This window comes from Rhodococcus sp. 27YEA6 (assembly GCF_044908235.1).
In the GTDB taxonomy this organism is placed as follows: domain Bacteria; phylum Actinomycetota; class Actinomycetes; order Mycobacteriales; family Mycobacteriaceae; genus Rhodococcus_F; species Rhodococcus_F qingshengii.
On record NZ_JBIYCY010000011.1, the window covers coordinates 139,943 to 161,722 of the forward strand.

The following is a 21,780-nucleotide window of genomic DNA, read 5'->3' on the forward strand; positions in this document are numbered from 1 at the left end:
CGATTCTGTCTGGGTTATCCCCGTAAATCGCTTCGACGTGCCCTGTTTATCCTGGTGCCGTGAGTTCAACCTTCGGTGAGACCGGACACAACGCCACCTCCAACCGCATTCGCGCCACAGCGTTTGCGTCGAAGGTGATGTCTGCGTCCGACGCCGTGAAGTTCATCAACCCGGGCGACACCGTCGCGATCAGCGGTTTCGCGAGCGCCGGTACACCAAAGGTTGTCATTCCGGCCCTGGCCGAGCGCATTCACCGGACCCGCGGCAACGGATCGAACTTCACGATCAATCTCCTGACCGGCGCTTCTGTGTCCACCGAGACCGAAAGGCTGCTCGCGGAGGTCGATGGAATCGCGCTGCGCATGCCGTATCAGTCCGAGGCCACCGCACGTCGCCGGATCAACGACGGTCGTATGGACTACGTGGACATCCATCTCTCCCACGTGGCTCAGCAGGTGTGGGAGGGCTACTACGGCAACGTAGACGTCGCGGTGGTCGAGGTCGCCGGTATCACCGAATCGGGGGAACTGATTCCCTCCGCGTCGATTGGCAACAACAAGACCTGGCTGGACGTCGCCGACAGGGTCATCCTCGAAGTCAACTCGTGGGTGCCCGAGGCGATGGAAGGTGTTCACGACGTCTATTACGGCACCGCGCTGCCGCCGCATCGCAAGCCGCTCGAGATCATTCGTGTCGAGGACCGGATCGGCCAGACCACGTTCCGAGTGGATCCCACGAAGGTTGTGGCCGTTGTCGAGACCAACTGCCGTGACAGCGCGAGCCCTCTCACTGCACCCGACGCCGTCAGTGAGGCGATCGCCGGCCACGTCCTGGAATTCTTCGACTTCGAGGTGCGCGCCGGACGGATGCCGGCCGATACGTTGCTTCCGCTGCAGGCGGGCATCGGCAATGTCGCCAACGCGGTGCTTGGAGGGCTCGATCGGGGGCCGTATCGCGGCCTGACCTGCTACTCCGAGGTCATCCAGGACGGGATGCTGAAGCTGATCAAGGACGGAACCGTCGCGCATGCGTCGTCGACGGCTTTGGCGCTCACCGAAGAGGGCATCGAAGAACTGACCGCGAACATCGACTTCTACCGCCACCACATCACGCTCCGTCCGCAGGAGATCAGCAACCACCCGGAGGTGGTGCGCAGGCTCGGAATCATCGCCATGAACGGCATGCTCGAGGCCGACATCTACGGCAACGTGAACTCGACGCACGTCATGGGGACGAAGATCATGAACGGAATCGGCGGCTCGGGGGACTTCGCCCGCAACGGCTACGTGTCCATGTTCCTGAGCCCATCGACGGCCCGCGGCGGTGAGATCTCGGCGATCGTGCCGATGGTTCCGCACGTCGACCACACCGAGCACGACACTCAGGTGTTGGTGACCGAGCAGGGGTTGGCGGATCTGCGCGGTCTGTCGCCGCGGCGACGCGCGCGCCTGATCGTCGACAAGTGTGCTCACCCGGAATTCCAGCCACTGCTCCACGATTACATCGCTCGCGCCGACGCTCAACCGGGTGCGGGGCAGACGCCGCACATCCTGGGCGAGGCATTCTCGTTCCATCAGCGGTACATCGACACGGGTTCGATGCGCCTTTCGTGACGCCAGGCAATGCTGCCGGCAGTGAGAGAATGCGAGGGTGAGCCGAACCGGGGTACCTGACGACGCCATACGCCGGGTTGCCGCGGCGGGGGCCGATGACGCCGGTGGCCTGCCCGTCGAACTGCTGGGTGATTTCCTCGACGTGCTCAGCGACGCTGTCTGTGAAGGGAAACCGCTGCAGCGTCGCCAGCTGCACCGCTTCCGCGCTCGCGGGGAAGAAGCAGCGCAGCAGGGTGTCGCCCTGCGAGCCCTGCTCGATCTGTATCTCTCCTCGGCCTGGCGTCTGTGGCGTGAACTGCCTGCTGTTATTGCGGCACAATCGGATCCGAACGCCGTCGTCGCGGCCGGCGAAGTGATGCTGCGTGCCGTCGACGATGCCGTCGCCGAACTGGCCGAAGGTTTTCAGTTGGCCAGGCGTTCTCTGGTCCGCTCGCAGGTATCGGCACGCCGCGAGTTCGTCGACGACTTGTTGACGGGCGGCGCTGACGTCGTCGGATTGTTGGATCGCGCTTCAGGATTCGGTCTCCACCTCAGTGGTCCGCATGCCGTGGCGGTAGTGACCGCCGCCCGTGAGTTCACCGACGACAACCCTTTGGTGCGCGCCGTCGAACGTGCCGTTCTGGGTAGCAAGGGTGACGCCGACGCGTTGGTCGCCAGCAAGAGCGGCAAACTGGTGGTCGTTTTCGCGGCGCCGGATCGCGATGCCGTCGACCACGTGCTGGCAGGGATTCGTTCGGCTCTCGGACCGGGGACCGATGACGATGGGCGAGTGCAGTTGCAGCGGCGTCCTTTGGACGGCACGTGGCAGATCGCTGTCGGGCGCCCTCGAACCACCGCTTCGGGCGTGGTGGCGTCGTACCGGGAGGCGCTGGACGCACTGGACCTGGCGCAGCGCCTGTCGTTGACCGCACCGATCATCGATGCTCGTGACCTGCTGGTCTACCGGGTTCTGGTCAACGACAGACCGGCGGTCACCGACCTGATCCGCACCCTTCTCACGCCGCTGCTCGAGGCGCGTGGTGGCGCTGGACCGATGATCGACACACTGCTCGCGTACTTTTCCGCCGGCGGCAATACGGCTAAGACCGCCCGAGACCTGCATTTGTCCGTCCGCGCCGTGACGTACCGGTTGGACCGCATCCGTGAACTCACCGGTCAGAACGTCAACGATCCCAACGACAGCTTCGCACTCCACGCTGCCGTACTGGGTGCGAAGCTGCTCGACTGGCCGGCCACCGAGCTGACCTGATCAGCTTGCGCGGGCGCGTTCTTCGTAGGCAGCACGTGCCGCGGTGTCGACGTCGCCGAGAAACTGCGTCTCGACGCCGAACAGTCGGCTCAATGCCTCGTACGGCCGCCGGGGGAAGAAGCCCTGTGCCTGCACGAGCAGCCCGGACACCCGCGTAATGCGTACGCGTGGGCGCGGTTTGGTGATCAAGCCGACGACGGCTTCGGCGATTTCCTCCGGCTGAACCTCTCGGAATCCCTTCATGCCCGAAGTGCCCGAGGTGAGTTGGGTGTTGGTGAGCGTCGGCAGCACGGACGAGATGTGAACTCCGGTGCCACGAACTTCCTTGCGGACAGAATCGGTGAAGCCCAACACCGCATGCTTGGCGCCGCAGTACGTCGACAAACCGGGGCACGGGAGTTCGCCTGCAAGCGAAGCGATATTGATGACGTGTCCACGTCCGCGCGGAAGCATCCGTCGCAATGCGAGCTTGGTTCCCGTGATCACGCCGAGGACGTCGATCTCGATGATGCGTCTGGTCACGGAGTCGTCCTCGTCGACGATCCGTCCGACCGGCATGATGCCCGCATTGTTGACCAGCACGTCGATCGGGCCGAGTTCACCTTCGACGGTGTCGAGGAAGTCGAAGAACGAGGCGGGGTCGGTGACGTCGAGGCGCCCGAACGTGCGGATGCCCAAATCCTTGGCTGCTCGCGCGAGAGTGGCTTCGTCGATGTCGCCGATCGCGACCGTCGCACCCAGGCTGATCAGCCGCTTCGCGGTGGCGTATCCGATGCCCCGGGCGCCGCCGGTGATGACCACTACCTGACCGTCGAAAGGTTTGTTCATTTACTCCAGCGTCTCCAAAGATAGGGGTTGGTTGCAGTGAGATGAATCTGCAGTGAGATGTGATTGTGGACCAGTCGAAACCGGGTTGCTAGGGCTTCTTGGCCGAAGCGAGACGGTAGATTTGTGACTAAGTCACAATCAGGGTGACAAGTCAGGGAGGCGCCATGGACACATCGGAGTTGGACGGCTGGATTGCAAATCTCGCGCCCATCTATCTCCAGCCGGAGGTGATCGACGGTTTCGTTCAACGCATCGACGACGCCATTGCGGTGGCCAATCCTGAAGTGGCGGGTGATCGGGAGCTACGACGCGATGTGGATGCGAGCACTGCGGCGCAGCTTCGCGTCATCGTGGCCGCGATCGCGGGCGGTTCCCAGGAGGTCACGCCGCCGCCGGAGTCGGTTGCGCTTGCACTCACCGTCGCCAGGCGCGGTATGGATCTTCGAGTCCTGCTCAAGATCTACGGTGCCGGACGCCTCGCGATGCTGGGCTTCGTCGACGAGTCGATAGAAGCACTCCCGATCGGTCCGGAACTCAAGCGCGCACTTCTGGTCCGAGTGTGGGGTTCGGCGATGAGATGGCTGGAAGTGACCACCGAATTGTTGGTGGCAACGTATGCGAAGGAGCGTGAGAGCTTGGCGCGCGGCGCTTTTGCGCGTCGGTCCGAGACGGTGCACGCGATTGTCGCAGGCGAAGCACTTCACTCCGATGAGGTGTCGCAGATTCTCGACTACCCGATGCGGCGCCACCACACTGCGTTTGTTCTCTGGACGGACGACACCGATCCGGCCGCCGACGTATTGGCCCGATTGGACTCGTATGCGCGTTCCTTTGTGGACGAGTCGAATGCCGAGCGCGTGCTGACGCTGCCTTCGGGGGCGCGCGAGGTGTGGTCGTGGGTCGCGCATTTCGACGACCATGAGTGGGCGGCGCTCGATCGTGCTCGGAATTCGGATCTCCGTGTCGCGGTGGGGGCCAGCGGTTACGGAATGGAAGGATTCGCGCGCAGTCACCGCGAGGCTCTCGCCGCGCAGCGCATCGCGGTCCGTTCGACGGGTTCGCCGGGGGTCACCGTCTACGAAGATGTTCAGGTTCCCTGTCTGCTCACCGAAGATCTGGACGAACTGCGTGCGTTGGTGGCTCGGGAATTGAAAGGCCTCGCCGGCGCGGACGGTGTCACGACGCGTATCCGTGGCACCGTTCGGGTCTATTACGAGAACAATTGCACTGCAGCCGCTACCGCCGTGGCGCTCGGTCTGCACAAGAACACCGTGCGGTATCGACTCGATCAGGCCGAAAAGCTGTTAGACCGCAGCGTGGACCAGCGTCGGCTGCCAACAGAGTTGGCGCTCATCGCGCTGGAGAGCTACGGAGCCGCCCTCCTGGCGAACCCGTGACTCGCTACTGCATGTCGTCGAGCCCGGGGAGCGAATAGCCGGAGCTGTCATCCCAATCGGCGGGGGTGTCGTCGAGTGAAACGTCCCAGTCTGCGTCGGGCACCGCTCGCCGGAGTTCGGTCAGAGCGTTGAACCAGTAGACGAGCGAAGGGATTACCTCGGTCGGGTCGCTCGAGATCTTTGTCGAACCGTTGAGCAGAGTGTTGGGGATATCCGACGGATAGAGGTCCAGGACCTCGTAGTCGAACGGAAATTCGTCGTTGTGGACGGCGATGAGTCGGTCGACTTCGGCCTTCTCGTCGTCGGTCAGCGGTGTGGTGCGGACGGCGGAGTAGTACAACGAGGTGCTCATGCTTGCCAGGCTAGAACAAGATGCCGTCCAGCGGCGGTTTCGGACGCAACACCCTCAGATTGCATGGTTTCGGCAACTTCAGGTGTGAAAGTCGTCGATATTTCGACCGGGATGGATAGAAGTCGGCAAGGAACACTGGAGAAGACGGCGAGACGGCCGTCCGAACCCAGTGAAGGAGCTCCCCGTGACCGCAGTCATCAGTGCCATTCGGGTAGGTGGTCAGCGATGAACGTTCCCATGTGGGCGTGGGCCGCGTTCGCCGCAGTCATCGTCGTCATGTTGCTCATCGACCTGCTCGCCCACCGCGGCGCGCACGTCATCGGCTTCAAGGAAGCGGCCTGGTGGAGTGCACTCTGGGTCGGTTTGTCTCTCGTATTCGCGGTGGTCGTCACCCTGACCTTGGGGGTGAACTCGGGCGTCGAATTCACCACGGCCTGGCTGTTGGAGAAGAGCCTCTCCGTCGACAACCTCTTCGTGTTCGCCCTGATCTTCGGTTACTTCAAGGTGCCCCGTGAATACCAGCACCGCGTGTTGTTCTTCGGTGTCATCGGCGCCCTGATCTTCCGCGGTATCTTCCTCGCCGCCGGCGTTGCCGTGGTCAGCAAGTTCACGGCCGTTCTGTTCGTCTTCGCCGCCATCCTGCTCTACAGCGCCTACAAGCTGCTCAAGGACGACGACGAGAACTTCGATCCGGGAACCTCGCTGGCGGTTCGCTTGCTGCGCAAGATCATGCCGGTCCGTGAGGAATACGCAGGAACCAAGTTCTTCGTCAAGGAAGCCGGAAAGCGCGTCGCAACACCACTGTTCGCCGTCGTCGTCGCCATCGAAGCTGCCGACCTCGTGTTCGCAGTCGACAGCGTCCCGGCAGTGCTGGCAGTGAGTGACGATCCATTCATCGTCTACTCCAGCAACGCGTTTGCGATCTTGGGTCTGCGTGCCCTGTACTTCCTGCTCTCGGGCCTGCTCGAGAAGTTCCACTACCTGTCCAAGGGTCTGTCGATCATCCTCGCCTTCATCGGCGTGAAGCTGATCATGCAGGCCAGCCACAAGGTGATCAGCACGTCGATCCCCGAGATTCCCTCACTGGTCAGCCTCGCGGTGATCATCGTGGTGTTGGCAGGCTCGATCATCCTGAGTCTCAAGAAGCCGCTACCGGAAGAGCCTGAGGCCGAAGAGGTTGCGACCGGTGATGCACCGATCGACCTCGAGAAGTCAGGTGCTGACGGCAGCATCGAGAAATCCGGCGTCCAGCTCGCAACCGGCGAGCGCGACGACGATGACGACAAGGTAGATGCTCGGCCCAGAGGCTGACGCCTGATCGGCTGAACGAATCGAAAAGGGAGACCACACAACGACGTGTGGTCTCCCTTTGTCAAATCATCACCAACTGCTTCCCCCGGTTGTGGCCCGAAAGCTGCCCGATCAAGGCCGCTGGGGCATTTTCGATGCCCTCGGTGACATCGTTGCGGTAGCGCAGTCCACCTTCGGCGATTCGAGCGGACGCCCACGCCCGGTACTCCGGGTACCGGTCGTAGTGGTCGTAGCAGACGAACCCTTCGATGCGTAGACGTTTGCGTAGTACTGGGCGTAGGGGAGGCCCGACTTCGCTTTCATCCTGGTTGTATTCGCTGATCATTCCGCACACGACGACCCTTCCGAAATCGGCCATGCGATCGAAAACCGCTCGCGTGATCGAGCCTCCGACGTTGTCGAAATAGACGTCGACGCCCTTCGGACACAATTCGTCCAACTGCTCGCCGATGTTCGCCGTCTTCCTATCTATGCAGGCGTCGAACCCCAATTCCTCCACAACGTATTCGGTCTTCTCACCCCCGGCGATTCCGATCACCCGGGCGCCCGCCAGCTTCGCGATTTGGCCTGCAACCATGCCGACTGCTCCGCCGGCCGCCGAAACCACGACTGTGTCTCGCTCTCGGACGTCGGCGACCAACCGCATTCCGCAGTGTGCGACAAATCCTGGCTGTCCTAGAATTCCGAGTTCATCTCCTAAGGAAGCTCGATTCTCCCTCGGTATGCGGTCCAGGGCAGCGCCTTTGATTGTGTGATAAACCTGCCAGTGCGTTCCGCCTCGAACCAAATCACCTGCCGCAAAGTCAGGATGCCGCGAAGAAATCACTTCGCCGACTGCGATGCCGTCCAAACCGGAGTGCGCAGGCACTACTCCAGCCAAGACGACGTCGCCGATACCGGCAACAGCTCCCAACGGCCCGGGGGCAGAGCTGGTGGACGGTAGGCGTCTTCGTATCGCCGGATCGATCGAAAGATAGTGGGCGCGGAACAGAACTTCGCCGTCCGCGGGCGGCCGGATCGGAACCTCGTCGATCCGAAAATCTTCTACGACAGGCAAGCCGCGGGGAGCTCGAACGACTCGCACAGCGCGGTTCACATATTCGGTCATGCGCAATTTCCAATCTGCTTCGACACCGGTTCGCATCACTTCTCGGGACGATTGCCCGGAATTGATCTCGCCGCCTTACTGATTCACGGCGAAGACGTCTGGGAATTCTGTCCTCGAGCAGCAAGGAGCGCACCTTCCCGCCCGCTCAGTGAGAATGTGGCAACCCGACGTCCGGAGCGCGACTTCATTTCCCATACAGCGGGCGGTTTGTTGGTTGCCTCGTAGTCCGACTGTGAAGCTCTGCGCAGTTCAGTTCAGCGCAGCGCTGACGCTCGTCACCAGTGGTATTCGGCTGTGGATTTTTACGAGGGCGTCAATGATCTGCCAGATCTTGTGTGAGTGATTTTGTCGAGGACGAGAGGTTGACTATGACTTCGCCGGTGGGTTCGGAGCGTGCGGTTCATGACACAACGGATTGGCTCAGAACGGGATTGGTCGATCCAACGGAGCCAGGCTTCCTGTCCGATCCGTACGCGCGGTACGCGATTGCGCGAGAAGTTGCTCCGGTACAACAGCATTCGAATGGCGTATACATGCTTTTCGCCTACGACGACGTGAAACGCGCACTGGCGGACAAGTCGCTGAGTTCGTCGGAACAGTATGCACTCGAGGCACCGCGCAATATGCGGATCAAGGCGGCCGGTGGCAGCGACGCCTACTTGTTGCGCCCATCGTTGTCGAAGCTGGATCCACCGGACCATCTGGCATTGCGCAAGCTACTGGCGCGCCCGTTCACGCCCAGGGCAATCAAGCGTTACGACGCGCGGGCGAAGGAAATCGTCGACGAGTTGCTTGGCGATCATGGACGGGGCTCCGAGATCGAGCTGGTGACGGAAGTTGCTCATCCGCTACCGATTCGCCTTGTCTGCGAAATTTTCGGTATCCCCGTACCTGCCGACACCGATACGATGTTCGAGTGGACCCGTAAGGGACTCAACCTACTCGATCCGTTTCTGACTGCCGAGCAGACCAGCGACTACATTTCCGCTCAGCGTGATTTCTCGGCACACCTTCAGGACGTTATCGCTTGGAAGCGCAACAATCTTGGCGACGACATCCTGTCGGACTTCATCTCCGCCGGCGACGAAGGCGAGATAATCGGGCCGGATCAAGTTGCCGCTACCGTGCAGACTTTGGTCATCGCCGGACTGGACACCACAGTCAATCAGGTCGGTCTCACCATGAATGCACTTATGGGCCATCGTGATCAGTGGGAACGACTCGTCGACGACAGGGCACTGCTCGATCACGCGGTAGAAGAAGTCCTGCGCTATGAGCCGACGGCGCAGTTGATGATTCGCATTGCTCCCGAGGATTACGCGGTGGGAGATGCGGTGATTCCGGCCGGAAATCACATTGTGACGTGGCTGGCGTCGGCAAACCGCGATGAAACTCGATTCGGTCCGAACGCGGACAGATTGGACTGGTCGAGGTCAAATATCCGGGACCACATCACGTTCGGTCACGGTGCGCACGCTTGCCTCGGTGCGTGGTTGGCCCGGCTGGAGATCAAGACCATCCTGAAGGCGTTGATCGACAAAGCGCCGAAGACCGAGCTCGTCGACGGTGGAGTGACGTGGGGTGGCACGGCCTTTATCCGCGGTGTCTCCGAACTGCGATTGAACCTTTTCTGATTGCACGAATTCGTGAACAGACCACTCGGTGGGCAAGTCGGTGTCAGATGGTCGACGTCTTGTTAGTCTGGGCCGGTGCCTGATCCCGCAACTGCGTGTTACCCGGCATTGCCCGCGACAAGTTGGGCAGTGCTGGGAATGCTCACATTCGGAGAAGAACTCAGTGGCAGCGATCTGAAAAGCTGGGCCGACTGGAGCATCGGGTTCTATTACTGGAGCCCGTCGGTGAGCCAGGTCTATACCGAGCTCAAAAAGCTGGAAACGCTGGGATTCGTCAGTTCGCGGGAGGTTTCGGAATCGGGTGGGCGTCGTCGACGAGTGTTCACGATAACCGAATCCGGTATCGAGGCTCTCAGATCATGGTCACGCCGATCGGAGATCGAAACCCCCGTTCTCAAACATGGAGTGATGTTGAGACTGTGGGTCGGCCACCTCAACGACCCCGATCAGCTCAAGTCGATAGTGCTCGATCACATCGACAACCTCGAGGCAAAGAAGCTCAAGGCAATCGAACACGCCGATAACTCGGAGAATGAACCCGCCTGGGCATTTACCGAGATGAGTCTGCGATGGATAGGCCGCCATTTTCAGATGGAGATCGACCTCGCCGCTCAGTTGCTCGATGACATCGATGAGGCCGCCGCTCGATTCGCGCAAGGCGACGCCAACGCTCTCGGCTTGCCGCAGCCCGTCAATGCCGGTAGTTGGAAGTTGATCTGAGCGTGCGGAGGTACAACTCTCCAGATTCTGCCCCACGCCAATAGAATTGTGCTGTCGAGGTTTTCGTGCCCAGTCTTCGTGCCTAGTCTTCGTGCCTAGTCTTCGTGCCTACTGAGCTCGCATGCTTTCGGTGGTCCGGACGCCCGCATTTCGCCACAGGGAAGCGGCTGTTTCCCGAAGAAGCCCGGTGAGAGGCGAGTTCCGCTCGTCGAGCGGCATTTGTCGGAGCGGTCCGCAGATCGACAGCGCGGAGGTCGCGACGCCGATCGGGCCGATCGGAGTGGCGATCGTGCCGAATCCGTCGATCGGCGTGTCACGGCCGTATCCCACGCCGGTTTTTCGGACCTCGTCGGCCGCCTCTCCTCGCTCGTTGTTGAAGGTGTGGAGGACCCTGCCGACGAGAGTTCCGTCTGCGCGCGTGCTGAAACCGATCCGATTCGGAATCATGCTGGCGAAACGACCTGCCATGTGGGCGCGGCACACCACATTTGAGCCGTCGAGAATCGTCATCTCGACGATCAGTCCGGTACGCCGGTGCAATTCGTACAGGTGCGGATGCGCAGCTGAGTGAAGTCTGTCCTGGTACACGGCCAACGAGCCGAGTTCCACGAGCCGCAACCCGAGCGTGTAATCGCGGCCGCTGCGGTGCAGCCACCGAAGTTGGACCAGATGGTCGAGTATGCGGTGGGCTGAAGACCTTGGAAGCCCGGTTCGTCGGACAATCTCGGCGAGGGTGAGACGATCTCGACCGCCGAACGCATCCAGTAGCAGAGAGACTCGGTCGAGGAAGGCGTTCGGCGTTGCGGGATCGACCTCGAGCTGGAGCGACATGTGTTCCCTCTGCTATCCCGTAGTCAAGTTGGACAACTGCCCTGGACAAGGCTATTTCGATTAGGAATGATGACATGTTTTTTCTGCTTTGTGAAGAAGGCCACCCTGTGGATCGGACGCCTCCGGTGCTCGTCGGCGGAAACGGACCACTGATCGGGAGAGCGGGTTCCTTGCTTGGTGGTGGGCGATCTACGTTGACGTGATCACACGCCAAGTGGACAAACGCGGATGCCGGCGCAGACGTAGCGCCACCCGCCGGGCTGAGAGACCAGGAGACGATATGACGATTCAAGCGGAAGTCACCACGATGCTTGCAACCCTCAACGCTGGATTCCCGGATGTTACCAGTGTCCCGCCGTCGGAGCTACGAACTCTGATTCGGAACCGACGTGCGCCGCTGACGGGTCTTCCCGACATGCTTTCAGTCGAGAATCACGTAATCGACGGTCCCGGTGGAGATCTGGCAATTCGCGTCTTTCGTCCGCATGGAACCTCGAACGACGTTCCTCTCGTGGTCTTCGCTCACGGGGGCGGTTTCGTGTTCTGCGATCTGGACAGTCACGACGAATTCTGTCGATCGATGGCGCAGGGAGTCGGCGCAGTAGTGGTTGCCGTCGACTATCGGTTGGCGCCGGAGCATCCGGCACCGGCAGCCCACGACGACGTCTACGCCGCGGTGGCGTGGGCCAGCGAGCATGCTGCCGAATACGGTTCCGACGCAGGTAAAATCGCACTTGTGGGCGACAGTGCGGGAGGGAACCTCGCGGCGACCGTGGCTATTGCCGCTCGGGATCGGGGTGGTCCGGAAATCGCCCTTCAGGTTCTCATCTACCCCGTGATCGACGACGACTTCGAAACCGAGTCGTATCGGCTCTACGGCACGGGTCACTACAACACCACCGCAGCGATGGAATGGTACTGGCAGCAGTACGCGCCTGAAGGTCGCGACGACGCCCGTGTGATTCCTACGCGTGCGGAGACGCTCGCCGGTCTTCCGTCTGCTGTCGTCGTGACAGCCGAACTCGATCCGCCGTGTTCGTCAGGTGACGCGTATGCGCAGATGCTCGCGACGGCTGGCGTTTCGGTGCGCCATCATCGCTTCGAAGGATTGTTCCACGGCTTCCTCACTATCCCGTCTTTGTCACTGACCGAGCCTGCGCGACAGAAGCTTTGGGCGATGACGCGCGAGGCGCTCGGTAGCGAGTAGGCAGATCACTTCACTGTCAGGAGTCTCTCGGTGAGATTGCCGAACGTGTGACAGATTCTGTCGTGGACCACGGCCTCGGGACATTCGGGGTCGAACCACCGGTCCACCACTGCCCAGTGAATCGGATGATCGAGGTACTGGGTCTGCAGTGAGCCGAGGTCGGTGAACTCCTGCTCCCAGACATGAGTCCATGGTGTGTGCCCGATCGCTGCGTCGACTCGGCTGAGACGCCAGGCGCAGATCGACGAGATATGGGTAGGCATCCTGAGCAGATCCCGTTCGAATTCCTCGAGTACGTCCTGGGGTGTGCTGAGGGATACCCGGATGAACAGCGCTCGGTACACCTGACCGGCGGCTTCGGCGCCGGAACGTCCCGTGGTCCCGGACGAGTACTCGGCACCGTGGAAGTGGTCGACGGCGGCGCAGCGCAGGCTGTCGTCGACCGCATCTCGGGCTGTCTGCCAAGCCATCTCGTCTTCGAACTGAAGATGGACGATCAGATCTCCGCCGTTGATGACGCCGGGAAGTGTCGTACAGACGAGACGACGCAGCGCGTTCGACGATTCGGCAACTGCGGCAATGTTCTTCACTGCAGCGGTCCACTCGTCGGCGCCCGCCCCGTTGGCGGCGTGCACGACTCTTGTCACGTTATACATTGCTCAGTCCTTCGATGTCCTTTGCTGCGGCGGCCATGGAGCGACTCCGTTCGATTATGAGCGGAGCCATTGCATCCCACCACTGCCTGAGGGTGGAGTCTCTGCGGCCCTGGCGCGTCATCGACCACCAGCCGGCCGTGCCGTCGACCGTCCAGGTGACGGTCAAGGTGTTCGGGTCTTGATCGCACCACAACGGAGGGCTGACGAGTACGTCGGCGAGTGTCATGCCGCGACGCTGTGCACTCGGCAAATACTGGTCGAGTAGCGCGTCGACGAACTGTCGACCGCATCCCGGTTTCGTGACTATCCGATCGATCACGTAGAGCGTTTCATCTGCCATTGGTGAAGATTACTTTCCCCTAACCCGTTGTGATGCTTTCGATCTCACACAGCGGGAGATAGCGGATTTGGTCATGTGCCCGGCATTTCGACACCTCCCGTCAGGCGGGAATCGTTGCTGTGCAACAGAATCGGATGATGCAACATGGCGGACAACGATTGCGTGAAATGCAGTCGAACTCAGGTCGAACACATACGTCATGTGTTCGATGTCGTGAAGTGGAAGAGCCTTGGAGGAGCAGTTGAATCACTCGCTGGTAGGGAAGACCGCGCTGGTGACCGGGAGCAGTCGAGGCATCGGCAGGGCGATCGCCAGGCGACTGGCGGCAGAGGGGGCAACCGTGGTCGTCACCGCACGGTCGACTCGGCCTACCGCGGCAGTCCGTGCCGACAGTAATGTCGTCATCGGCGGTACGTTGTCCGAGACCGTCGAGATGATCGAGTCGCAACACGGTCGTGCACTTGCCATTCCGGCCGATCTCGAGGATTCCGAGGCTCGCGACGGATTGATCGAGAAGGTCGTCTCGCGGACCGGAGGTATCGACATCCTCGTGAACAATGCCGGGTTTGCCGACTACGCGCCGATCGAGAAGATGTCGCTGGCGACGTTCGATCGGACCCTCGACCACTACATTCGCGCGCCGTTCGCCCTGTCGAAGGCAGCCATCCCCTACATGCGAGAGCGCGGCGCAGGCTGGATCGTGAACATCGGTTCCTCGACGGGACTGAATCCGATCAGGCCCTTCCGCGACTACAACAAGACGTCGGGTGACGTGATTTACGCGTCGATGAAGGCAGCACTGCACAGGTTCACACAGGGCCTCGCCGCGGAGGTGCTGGACGATAATATCGCGGTCAACTCGGTGGGGCCTTCCACTGCGATCTCGACTCCCGGCGCCGACGCACTCATTCCGGATGGATACGAAACCGAGCCCGTCGAGTATCTTGCCGAGACGGTACTGGCCATGTGTTCTCTTCCCGCGGCCGAGCGGACCGGCCTTGTAGCCTTCAGTCTTCATTTTCCCTGGTATCAGGATCTGGTCGTGAAGGCGCTCGATGGGCAAGGGCTGATGCCCAGACGTGAGCCACCGACGTGGTGCAATCCCAACATTCTGCCCGAAGGAATCTGAAGTCTTTGTCGAGCAATAGTTTCGGCGACACAACCCGAGGAGTGGAGATGTCCCACGCTGAACGCCGGTTCGGTACCGGCACGGCCGTCGTGACCGGTGCGGGGGCCGGTATCGGTGCAGGGTTCGCCCGTCACCTTGCGCGGCTGGGAATGACGGTGGTCGTTGCCGACATCGACGAGGAGCGTGCGTCGCTCGTCGCCGAGGACATTCGCGCGGCCGGTGGGAGAGCTGACGTCCATGGGGTGGACGTAGCGGATGCCGATGCCGTGAAGAGGATGGCGGACAATGTGTTCGATCGTCACGGCAGCGTCGAGTTGCTGGTCAACAATGCCGGAGTGGAGACGGCCGGGTTGCTGTGGGAAGTCAGTGGTGCGCGGTGGAGACGGTTGATGGAGATCAACGTCGACGGCGTCTTCTATTGCCTTCGTGCTTTCGTGCCATTGATGTTGAAGGTGGGTAAGCCGGCATGTGTGGCCAATCTGTCTTCTGTCGGCGGGATCAACAGCGCCGCGGTGCAAGGACCGTACATCGTCAGTAAGTTCGCGGTGCTGGCGATGACCGAGAGCTTGCACCAAGATCTGTCGTTGGTCGACTCTCCGATTCAGGTCAGTGCTGTTGTTCCACACTCGATCCGGAGTGAGATCTTTCGTGCGGCCCAGCGTGACGCGCCGACTACGAACGTCACGGCAAACGCTGTCTTCGATGCAATGCAACAGGCGAACGTCGAATCCGGACTCGACCCGCTCGATGCCGCCGAGCACATGACCGAAGCAATAGCGCGTGGGGACTTCTGGGTGTTCTCCGACGACGACGCGTGTCGGCAGTTCACCGACCGCCGAGCCGCTCAGCTTCGAGACCTGCTACCTCCCGCCGATCCTCGCACAATGCTCACACGCATGGGCATCTCGTGAATGCGGAGCTGTTCGGAGCAGGCCTGTTCACGCGCTGCCGTTGACAGACGTCGACGCACTCTTGGGGAGGCCTGACCAACCCACCAGGCCGACCAGAGCGAAAGCTACGGCGGCAGTGACGAAGGTGACGGTGAAGGCGGATTCGCTGGGCAGAACGGATACGCCCTCTGGCAGGTTCGCGATGGTCATCGAGGCGAGAATCGTAGTCACCACTGCACTGCCCATGGCGCTGCCGGTGGAACGGGAGATCGAGTTGATGCCGTTGGCTATTCCACTCTGGTGTCGCGGAACGCTCGACATGATGATCGCGGGCATGGCCGCGTAGCCCAGGCTCACGGCGGCGCCGATCACGATGCCGGCACCGATGACCGACGCGGTGTGCGTGTGGTCGTACGCGAGCCAGGCGAACGGCACCGCACCACAGATGGCGGTGAGTCCCAGGACGAAGCGTGGCCCACGCACTCTGATGAGCCGCCCACCGATCGGTGCTGCGATCAGCGAGGCAATCGCACCCGGCAGCAGGAATTCCACCGACGCACGCAGAATGCTGGCGTCGAATCCGTATCCCGTGAGGGCGTGGGGAAGCTGCACGAGATAGGAGATGCCCAGGAAGTTGGCGAACATTCCGAAGCCCAGCATGACCCCCGCCAGATTCGCCATCATCACGGGCCGGTGGACGAACATTCGCATGTCGACCAGTGGTTCGTCGACGATCTTCTCGATCCAGACCCAGACTGCGAACATCACGATCGAGCCCAGGAAAACACCGATGGTCACGGGTGAGAACCAACCCCATTGGTGGCCTTGCGAAATCGACAACAGGAGCAGAAGGAGTGCAGCGCCCAGGCTCAGCGCGCCGATGACGTCGACGCGCCCGCCGCTCTTGTGCTTGGTTGCCGGAACCAGCGTGATGACGGCGACGAGGGCAAGCAACGCGAACCCGGTGGCCATCCAGAAGGCGTTGCGGTAGTCGGCATCCGGAGCCGATGTGAGAAGTCCGGTGGCCACGAGGGCGAGCCCGCTGCCGAATGCGAGAGTTCCGCTGACCAATGCCATCGCGCCGGGAAGCTTGTGTGGGCGGACCTCTTCGCGCAGGACCGACAGAGCCAGCGGGAAGATGGCGGTGGCGGTCCCCTGGAGGACGCGTCCGAGGATGAGAAGTGGCAGATTGTGTGCCAGTGCGGCGACGATCGAACCGATGACCATGACGACCAGAACGCCGACCAGCGTGCGCTTCTTGCCGTGCTGATCGCCGTAGCGGCCCAACAGGGGAGTGAAAACGGCGGCCGACAGCAACGTCGCCGTCGTCACCCAACTGATGCCGGCCGCGGATGCGCCCAGATCGGACTGAATACGCCCCAAAATCGGGACGGGCAGTGTCTGCATCATCGAGACGATCATCGCGGCCAGGCTGAGCGCCCCGATGATGACGGCCTCGCGGCGCGGCGATGTTACGACGGATACATCCGGGGTGTCGTGGACCGTTGGCTGCGCAGCGCTGTCGGTCGTCACTGAATTCGTCAAGTGGGTCCTTCTCGGGAATTACAAGAGAAATTGCTTAATGTGCCGAAGTAATTTTCTCTGGATGGTAAGTCCGCGAGATCGATCCCGTCAATGCTGGTCAGTGAGCCCCTGGGGTCAGTTCGGTGTATTCAGGACCAACTCGGCGTGTTCCGGACTAGAAGGGGTAGACCGGGAGTGCGCTCTGCGCAGTCACCCACTGCGTTTCGGTGAAGGCGTCGAGGTTTGCGCCGATACCGCCGACGCGGCCACCGTTACCCGAAGACGCCATGCCGCCGAACGGGATGACTGCTTCGTCGCCGACGGTCTGATCGTTGATGTGTACGAGGCCGGTGGGGATTTGTTGAGCGAGTTCGAGTCCGCGCATGGCGTCGGAGGTCAGAATGCCCAGTGACAGTCCGTACTCGGAATCGTTGGCTATGGCGACGGCCTGTTCGACGGTGGCGAAGGAGGTGACCGGTGCGACTGGCCCGAAGACTTCGTCGGCGAAGGCCGGGGCGGTCAGTGGGGTGTCGGCCAGCACGGTGGGCCGGTAGAAGAGATCCTCGTAGGTGCCACCGGCTGCCAGTTTTGCTCCGGCCGCGATGCTTCCGGTGACCAGGGAGTGGATGTGGTCGCGTTGTCCGGAGTCGATGATGGGTCCGAGTGCGACCTGACCGGTGAACGGGTCGCCTACCGGAAGCTTGTCGGCGCGTTCGGCAAGGAGTGCGGTGTAGTCGGCGGCGATGCTTTCGTGGACGAGCTGGCGGCCGGTGGTCATGCAGATCTGCCCCTGGTGCATGAAGGATCCGAAAGCGCCTACAGATGCGGCCTTTTCGAGGTCGACGTCGTCCATGACGATCAGTGCGTTGTTTCCCCCGAGTTCGAGGTGTGCTCGTTTGAGATGGCGGCCCGCCAGTTCACCGACAGCGCGTCCTGCCCGGGTCGACCCGGTGAATGCGATGACGCGAACGCTCGGATGAACCACGATTGCCTCACCGGCGTCAGCGCCACCCGGCAGCATGCCGAACACTCCGGCAGGCAGACCGGCTTCTTCGAAGATGCGGGCAAGAACCACACCGCCACAGATCGCCGTGCGCGGATCAGGCTTGAGGATCACCGAATTGCCCAGTGCCAGTGCGGGAGCGACTGCACGGATCGACAGAATGATCGGGAAGTTGAACGGTGCGATGACGCCGACGGTGCCGACGGGGACGCGACGAGAGAAGCTCAGCCGCGGTTGCTCCGAGCGCAGCACCTCGCCGACGGGGTGTGCGGCCAAAGCTGCTGCGTTGTAGCACTCTTCGGCAGCGGTGTGGGTTTCCAGTCCGGCTTTGGCGGGAATGCTGCCGGCCTCGCGGATTACCCATTCGCCGATTTCGTCGGCGTACCGCTCGAACAGTTGACCGGCGCGGCGTAGAACGGCGGCTCGTTCGGTGTACGGCCTTGCTGCCCAATCCTTCTGAGCGGCAGTAGCTTTTGTTGCAGCGGCTGCCACGTCGTCTGGTGTTGCCATGCCGACCGTCGTCAACTGCTTGCCGGTGGCCGGCTCGACGACAATACGATCGTCGGCGCTACCGCGAACCCATTCGCCGTCGAAGATCTTCGATTCCCACACAGGTTCGCTCAGCAAACGCGTCATGGCCGCTCCTCGGTAAAGGGATGCAACCGCGCGCCGCATCACATGGTTGTGGACCACGTTGCTCCGTGAGGGGAGTCGATCGCCATCGCACTTTCACTCAGTGAAAGACGGATTCATGGCGTCCTTGAGCGCTTGGATCAGATCGGCGAACTCGGTCGAGTGGGTGGCGCCGCTGCGGGTCACTCCCGAGACGGGAATCCGCAAGCGGCCGTGCGATTCTCGCATGAAGCTGATGCCGGCGCGTGGAGATTCGCCTGCGGTGATCGAATACAGGAGGGTCCAGGCGCGCGGGTTGGTGATCACGTCCAGCGTGGCTGTGTGATCGCTCGGAATTGCAGGGCCCAGTTGGACGCGTCGATCTATCTCGCGGAACGCGTCCTCGACCACCTTGTGAATGAGCACCTGGCTTTGGCGCGGCGGCAGGAGCAGGGGGTATGCCGCCAGATCATTGAGGTCGACGCTTTGTTGGCCGGCCAGGGGGTGCCGGCTCGACATGACGACCAGTAGATCTTCGACGCCGAGGTCCAAGGGTTCGAGTCCGGGGCGGTCGACGCCGCCGCGAATCAGCGCGATGTCGGCGTCGCCGGAGGCCACGGCGTCCATGCGGTGGGCAAAACTCTTGATGACGAACTCGACGTCCAGGTCCGGATGAAGTTCGCGCACGTGTGCGATGGCGTCCAGCGTCTGAGCGGCGAAGCTCATGTTTCCGGTGATCCGGATCCGGGCTCGTGGGTCGCGTGCGACGGAGTAGGCCATCGTTTCGAGGCTGAGGACTTGCTGCGCGATGGGCACGAGTCGCGATCCTGCCGGGGCAAGGCGAACGGCTCGGGTCGAGCGTTCGAAGAGTGTCGCGCCAAGCTCCTTCTCCAGTCGGGCGACCTGATGGCTGATCGCCGACTGCGAGATGAAGCAGCGCTCGGCAGCGCGACTGAAGCTCAGTTCCTCGCTCACGACGAGGAAGTACTTGAGTTGGCGGAAGTCCATGAGGACAGCTTACTTATGAGCAATCGAGATAACAGTCTTGCGAATACTCCAGCTAGCTGGACCCGACCCATGATCAGTCCATACCGTAATAGTCATACTTTCAATTTGGTTGAGGAGATTTGTTGTGGATAGAACAGCTGCGGGTCGCGCTGACATCGACGCGACTGGACACGAGCAGACTCAGGTAGTCATCGTCGGTTCGGGATTCGGAGCCCTCGCCGCGGCCAAGACCCTCGCGAAGTCCAAGACGCCGTTCGTCCTCATCTCCGCCACCACCGAGCACCTCTTCCAGCCGCTGCTCTACCAGGTGGCGACTGGTGTTCTGTCGGCAGGCGAAGTTGCTCCGCCCATCCGCACGATCCTGCAGAAGTACCCCAACGCCGACGTGCGTCTCGGTCGCGTCGTCGAGGTCAACGCCGAAGAGAACACCGTCGTCTACGAGGCTTCGGGCACCCGCCACACTCTCGGATACCGCTCGCTCATCGCAGCCACCGGTGCCACCCAGGCGTACTTCGGTCATGACGAGTTCGAAAAGGTCACCTACAAGCTCAAGACCGTCGAGGATGCCGAGGTCCTGCGTAAGCAGATCCTGCGTTGCTTCGAAGAGGCTCACACCACCAACGACGCGCTGGTTCGCCGCAACCTGCTCAGCTTCGTTGTCGTCGGTGCAGGCGCGACCGGCGTCGAGCTCGCCGGACAGATCAAGGAACTGGCGCGTCGCTACTTCGCCAAGTCCATCAACAACATCAGCGCCGACGAGGTCACGGTCACCATGGTCGAGGGCGCGGGCGTTGCGCTTCCGGCCTTCGGCGGCAAGCTCAGTGAGTACACACAGGCCTCGCTCGAGAAGTCGGGTGTCGAGGTTGTTCTCAACACCATGGTCACCGCCATCGACGAGCACGGTGTCACCGTCTCTTCGGCAAAGACCAAGGAAGAGAAGCGCATCGACGCCGAGACCGTCATCTGGTCGGCCGGTGTTCGAGCCAACGACTTCGCCGCAGTGCTCGGCGAGGCGACCGGTTGTGAGAGTGACCGTGCAGGTCGTCTGCTCATCAATCCGGACTTGACCGTCGGCGGGTTCGCCAACGTCTTTGCCATCGGCGACATGACTTCGCTGAACGGTCTGCCGGGTCAGTCGCCCGTTGCAATGCAGGGTGGCCGTCACGCAGCGAAGACTGTGAACGGAAAGGTCAAGGCCGGAACGCCTTTCAAATACTTCGACAAGGGCAGCATGTCGATCATCAGCCGATTCAGCGCTGTGTGTCGCGTCCGCAAGGTCGAGTTCAAGGGCACGATCGCCTGGTTCATGTGGCTGGCCGTGCACGTGATGTATCTGGTGGGCTTCCGCAACCGGTATGTCGCTGTGATGTCGTGGTTCGGTTCGTTCATCGGTCACCGTCGTCCGCACTTCCACTACGCGCAGGAGCCGATGAAGATCGAGGCCACGCCGCCGGTGACCGAACGCGAACCGGAATTGGCGCACTCCGCGTAGCTCCGCACCGCCTGAACACGTTTCGCCTGATGTCAGTCACACTGTGTGAATGGCATCAGGCGAGCGTTCGTTGATCGGCCGGGCATTTATCGTGCTCGGTGCCTTCGACGCGAAATCGCCGCGGTTGACGCAGTCGGAGATCAGTCGTCGCAGCGGTTTGCCTCTGCCCACCGTCCACCGACTGTGTGGGCAGTTGGTGGCTGAGGGCGCACTCGAGCGTCGGAGTGACGGCAAGTACCAGGTCGGAGTCCGGTTGTGGGAGATCGGCGCTCTTGCTCCCGGCGCTCACGGCCTACGGCAGGTGGCGTTGCCGTTCCTCGAGGACCTGTACGAGGTCACCCGAGAGAACGTGCAGTTGGTCGTTCGTGAGGGCACCGAGGCTCTGTACCTCGAGCGCTTGTCCTCGCGTAGCGCCGTCACCGTGGTCGGCCGTGCCGGCGGAAGATTGCCGTTGCACGCGTCCAGCGGTGGATTGATTCTCCTCGCGCACGGCGGAACCGAGCTTCTCGACGACGTCCTTCGCGCCGGCCTCGAGTCGTTCACTCCCAAAACCATTACTTCCGAGCGGATTTTGCGAGCAACTCTCGACGAGATCAGGCGCGCCGGATTCGTGGTCTGTCGTGAGTATCTGAACGTCGGAACCCTTGCCGTCGCCGCTCCTGTCCGCGAAGCCGGGGGCAGTGTCGTGGCAGCGGTCTCGACAGTTGTTCCGGTGGAGCAGGATCCAGCTCCTTTACTGCCCGCGTTGGTCGCGGCCGCCCGTGGAATATCACGCGGGCTTGGTAGCGGTGGGTTTCGATAGCTCGTTTCGGTCTTTCACTGAGTGAAATTGCAGCTGTTCAGAGGAGTGATCGTGGTCGAGGGTGGTCTCAATCG

Annotated in this window: 20 protein-coding genes; 11 read left to right on the top strand and 9 right to left on the bottom strand. The window is 61.8% G+C overall.

What is annotated here, in order from left to right; all coding sequences use genetic code 11:
- Positions 1–59 precede the first annotated feature (59 nt).
- Positions 60–1,613, top strand: coding sequence for an acetyl-CoA hydrolase/transferase family protein (locus tag ABH939_RS24305; protein WP_404650266.1), 1,554 nt, complete (start codon positions 60–62; stop codon positions 1,611–1,613).
- Between the two features lie 37 nt (positions 1,614–1,650).
- Positions 1,651–2,862 carry a CdaR family transcriptional regulator gene (locus ABH939_RS24310; protein WP_210377815.1) on the top strand — a complete coding sequence of 404 codons (1,212 nt, stop codon included), beginning with the start codon at positions 1,651–1,653 and terminating at the stop codon, positions 2,860–2,862.
- Here the strand turns inward: ABH939_RS24310 and ABH939_RS24315 are convergent, their stop codons facing one another.
- Positions 2,863–3,690 (bottom strand): SDR family oxidoreductase, encoded by an 828-nt coding sequence (locus ABH939_RS24315; protein WP_003942902.1) that lies wholly within the window; start codon positions 3,688–3,690, stop codon positions 2,863–2,865.
- 164 nt (positions 3,691–3,854) lie between these two features.
- On the opposite strand from ABH939_RS24315, the gene ABH939_RS24320 reads away from it, so the two are divergent.
- Positions 3,855–5,087: a CdaR family transcriptional regulator gene (locus ABH939_RS24320; protein WP_054781271.1), complete on the top strand. Its 1,233-nt coding sequence runs from the start codon at positions 3,855–3,857 to the stop codon at positions 5,085–5,087.
- Between the two features lie 4 nt (positions 5,088–5,091).
- Here the strand turns inward: ABH939_RS24320 and ABH939_RS24325 are convergent, their stop codons facing one another.
- Positions 5,092–5,439, bottom strand: a complete 348-nt coding sequence (locus ABH939_RS24325; protein ID WP_003943172.1) for a hypothetical protein — start codon at positions 5,437–5,439, stop codon at positions 5,092–5,094.
- Between the two features lie 225 nt (positions 5,440–5,664).
- Between ABH939_RS24325 and ABH939_RS24330 the strand changes: the two genes are divergently transcribed.
- Complete coding sequence (locus ABH939_RS24330; protein ID WP_003942925.1) at positions 5,665–6,750, top strand: TerC family protein; 1,086 nt, start codon at positions 5,665–5,667, stop codon at positions 6,748–6,750.
- A gap of 61 nt (positions 6,751–6,811) precedes the next feature.
- On the opposite strand, the gene ABH939_RS24335 is transcribed toward ABH939_RS24330, so the two are convergent.
- Positions 6,812–7,858, bottom strand: coding sequence for an NADP-dependent oxidoreductase (locus tag ABH939_RS24335; protein WP_030536117.1), 1,047 nt, complete (start codon positions 7,856–7,858; stop codon positions 6,812–6,814).
- 368 nt (positions 7,859–8,226) lie between these two features.
- On the opposite strand from ABH939_RS24335, the gene ABH939_RS24340 reads away from it, so the two are divergent.
- Both ABH939_RS24340 and ABH939_RS24345 read left to right on the top strand, forming a co-directional pair.
- Positions 8,227–9,492 (top strand): cytochrome P450, encoded by a 1,266-nt coding sequence (locus ABH939_RS24340; RefSeq protein WP_404650268.1) that lies wholly within the window; start codon positions 8,227–8,229, stop codon positions 9,490–9,492.
- 138 nt (positions 9,493–9,630) lie between these two features.
- Positions 9,631–10,212 (top strand): PadR family transcriptional regulator, encoded by a 582-nt coding sequence (locus tag ABH939_RS24345; RefSeq protein ID WP_050656919.1) that lies wholly within the window; start codon positions 9,631–9,633, stop codon positions 10,210–10,212.
- Positions 10,213–10,320: 108 nt separating this feature from the next.
- Here the strand turns inward: ABH939_RS24345 and ABH939_RS24350 are convergent, their stop codons facing one another.
- Positions 10,321–11,043: an IclR family transcriptional regulator gene (locus ABH939_RS24350; protein WP_007730520.1), complete on the bottom strand. Its 723-nt coding sequence runs from the start codon at positions 11,041–11,043 to the stop codon at positions 10,321–10,323.
- Positions 11,044–11,323: 280 nt separating this feature from the next.
- Between ABH939_RS24350 and ABH939_RS24355 the strand changes: the two genes are divergently transcribed.
- A complete protein-coding gene (locus tag ABH939_RS24355) occupies positions 11,324–12,250 on the top strand; it encodes an alpha/beta hydrolase (RefSeq protein WP_007730522.1) in 927 nt (308 codons plus the stop codon).
- A 5-nt stretch (positions 12,251–12,255) separates the two neighbouring features.
- Here the strand turns inward: ABH939_RS24355 and ABH939_RS24360 are convergent, their stop codons facing one another.
- Positions 12,256–12,906, bottom strand: a complete 651-nt coding sequence (locus tag ABH939_RS24360) for a Dabb family protein (protein WP_404650269.1) — start codon at positions 12,904–12,906, stop codon at positions 12,256–12,258.
- Entirely contained in the window at positions 12,899–13,246 is a 348-nt protein-coding gene (locus ABH939_RS24365) for a hypothetical protein (protein WP_007730530.1), read from the bottom strand. The genes ABH939_RS24360 and ABH939_RS24365 overlap by 8 nt, the downstream gene beginning before the upstream one ends.
- 241 nt (positions 13,247–13,487) lie before the next feature.
- Between ABH939_RS24365 and ABH939_RS24370 the strand changes: the two genes are divergently transcribed.
- Together ABH939_RS24370 and ABH939_RS24375 are read left to right on the top strand one after the other, a co-directional pair.
- Positions 13,488–14,375 (top strand): SDR family NAD(P)-dependent oxidoreductase, encoded by an 888-nt coding sequence (locus ABH939_RS24370; protein ID WP_042921616.1) that lies wholly within the window; start codon positions 13,488–13,490, stop codon positions 14,373–14,375.
- A 47-nt stretch (positions 14,376–14,422) separates the two neighbouring features.
- Positions 14,423–15,286, top strand: a complete 864-nt coding sequence (locus ABH939_RS24375) for an SDR family NAD(P)-dependent oxidoreductase (RefSeq protein ID WP_007730535.1) — start codon at positions 14,423–14,425, stop codon at positions 15,284–15,286.
- Positions 15,287–15,313: 27 nt separating this feature from the next.
- On the opposite strand, the gene ABH939_RS24380 is transcribed toward ABH939_RS24375, so the two are convergent.
- The 3 genes from ABH939_RS24380 to ABH939_RS24390 form a co-directional block, all read right to left on the bottom strand.
- Positions 15,314–16,810 carry an MFS transporter gene (locus tag ABH939_RS24380; RefSeq protein WP_404650270.1) on the bottom strand — a complete coding sequence of 499 codons (1,497 nt, stop codon included), beginning with the start codon at positions 16,808–16,810 and terminating at the stop codon, positions 15,314–15,316.
- A gap of 154 nt (positions 16,811–16,964) precedes the next feature.
- Entirely contained in the window at positions 16,965–18,428 is a 1,464-nt protein-coding gene (locus ABH939_RS24385; protein ID WP_047269441.1) for a benzaldehyde dehydrogenase, read from the bottom strand.
- A 93-nt stretch (positions 18,429–18,521) separates the two neighbouring features.
- Complete coding sequence (locus tag ABH939_RS24390; protein ID WP_003943104.1) at positions 18,522–19,412, bottom strand: LysR family transcriptional regulator; 891 nt, start codon at positions 19,410–19,412, stop codon at positions 18,522–18,524.
- Between the two features lie 124 nt (positions 19,413–19,536).
- Between ABH939_RS24390 and ABH939_RS24395 the strand changes: the two genes are divergently transcribed.
- Together ABH939_RS24395 and ABH939_RS24400 are read left to right on the top strand one after the other, a co-directional pair.
- Positions 19,537–20,904, top strand: a complete 1,368-nt coding sequence (locus ABH939_RS24395) for an NAD(P)/FAD-dependent oxidoreductase (protein WP_003942969.1) — start codon at positions 19,537–19,539, stop codon at positions 20,902–20,904.
- Between the two features lie 49 nt (positions 20,905–20,953).
- Positions 20,954–21,706, top strand: coding sequence for an IclR family transcriptional regulator (locus tag ABH939_RS24400; protein WP_003943227.1), 753 nt, complete (start codon positions 20,954–20,956; stop codon positions 21,704–21,706).
- Positions 21,707–21,780 lie beyond the last annotated feature (74 nt).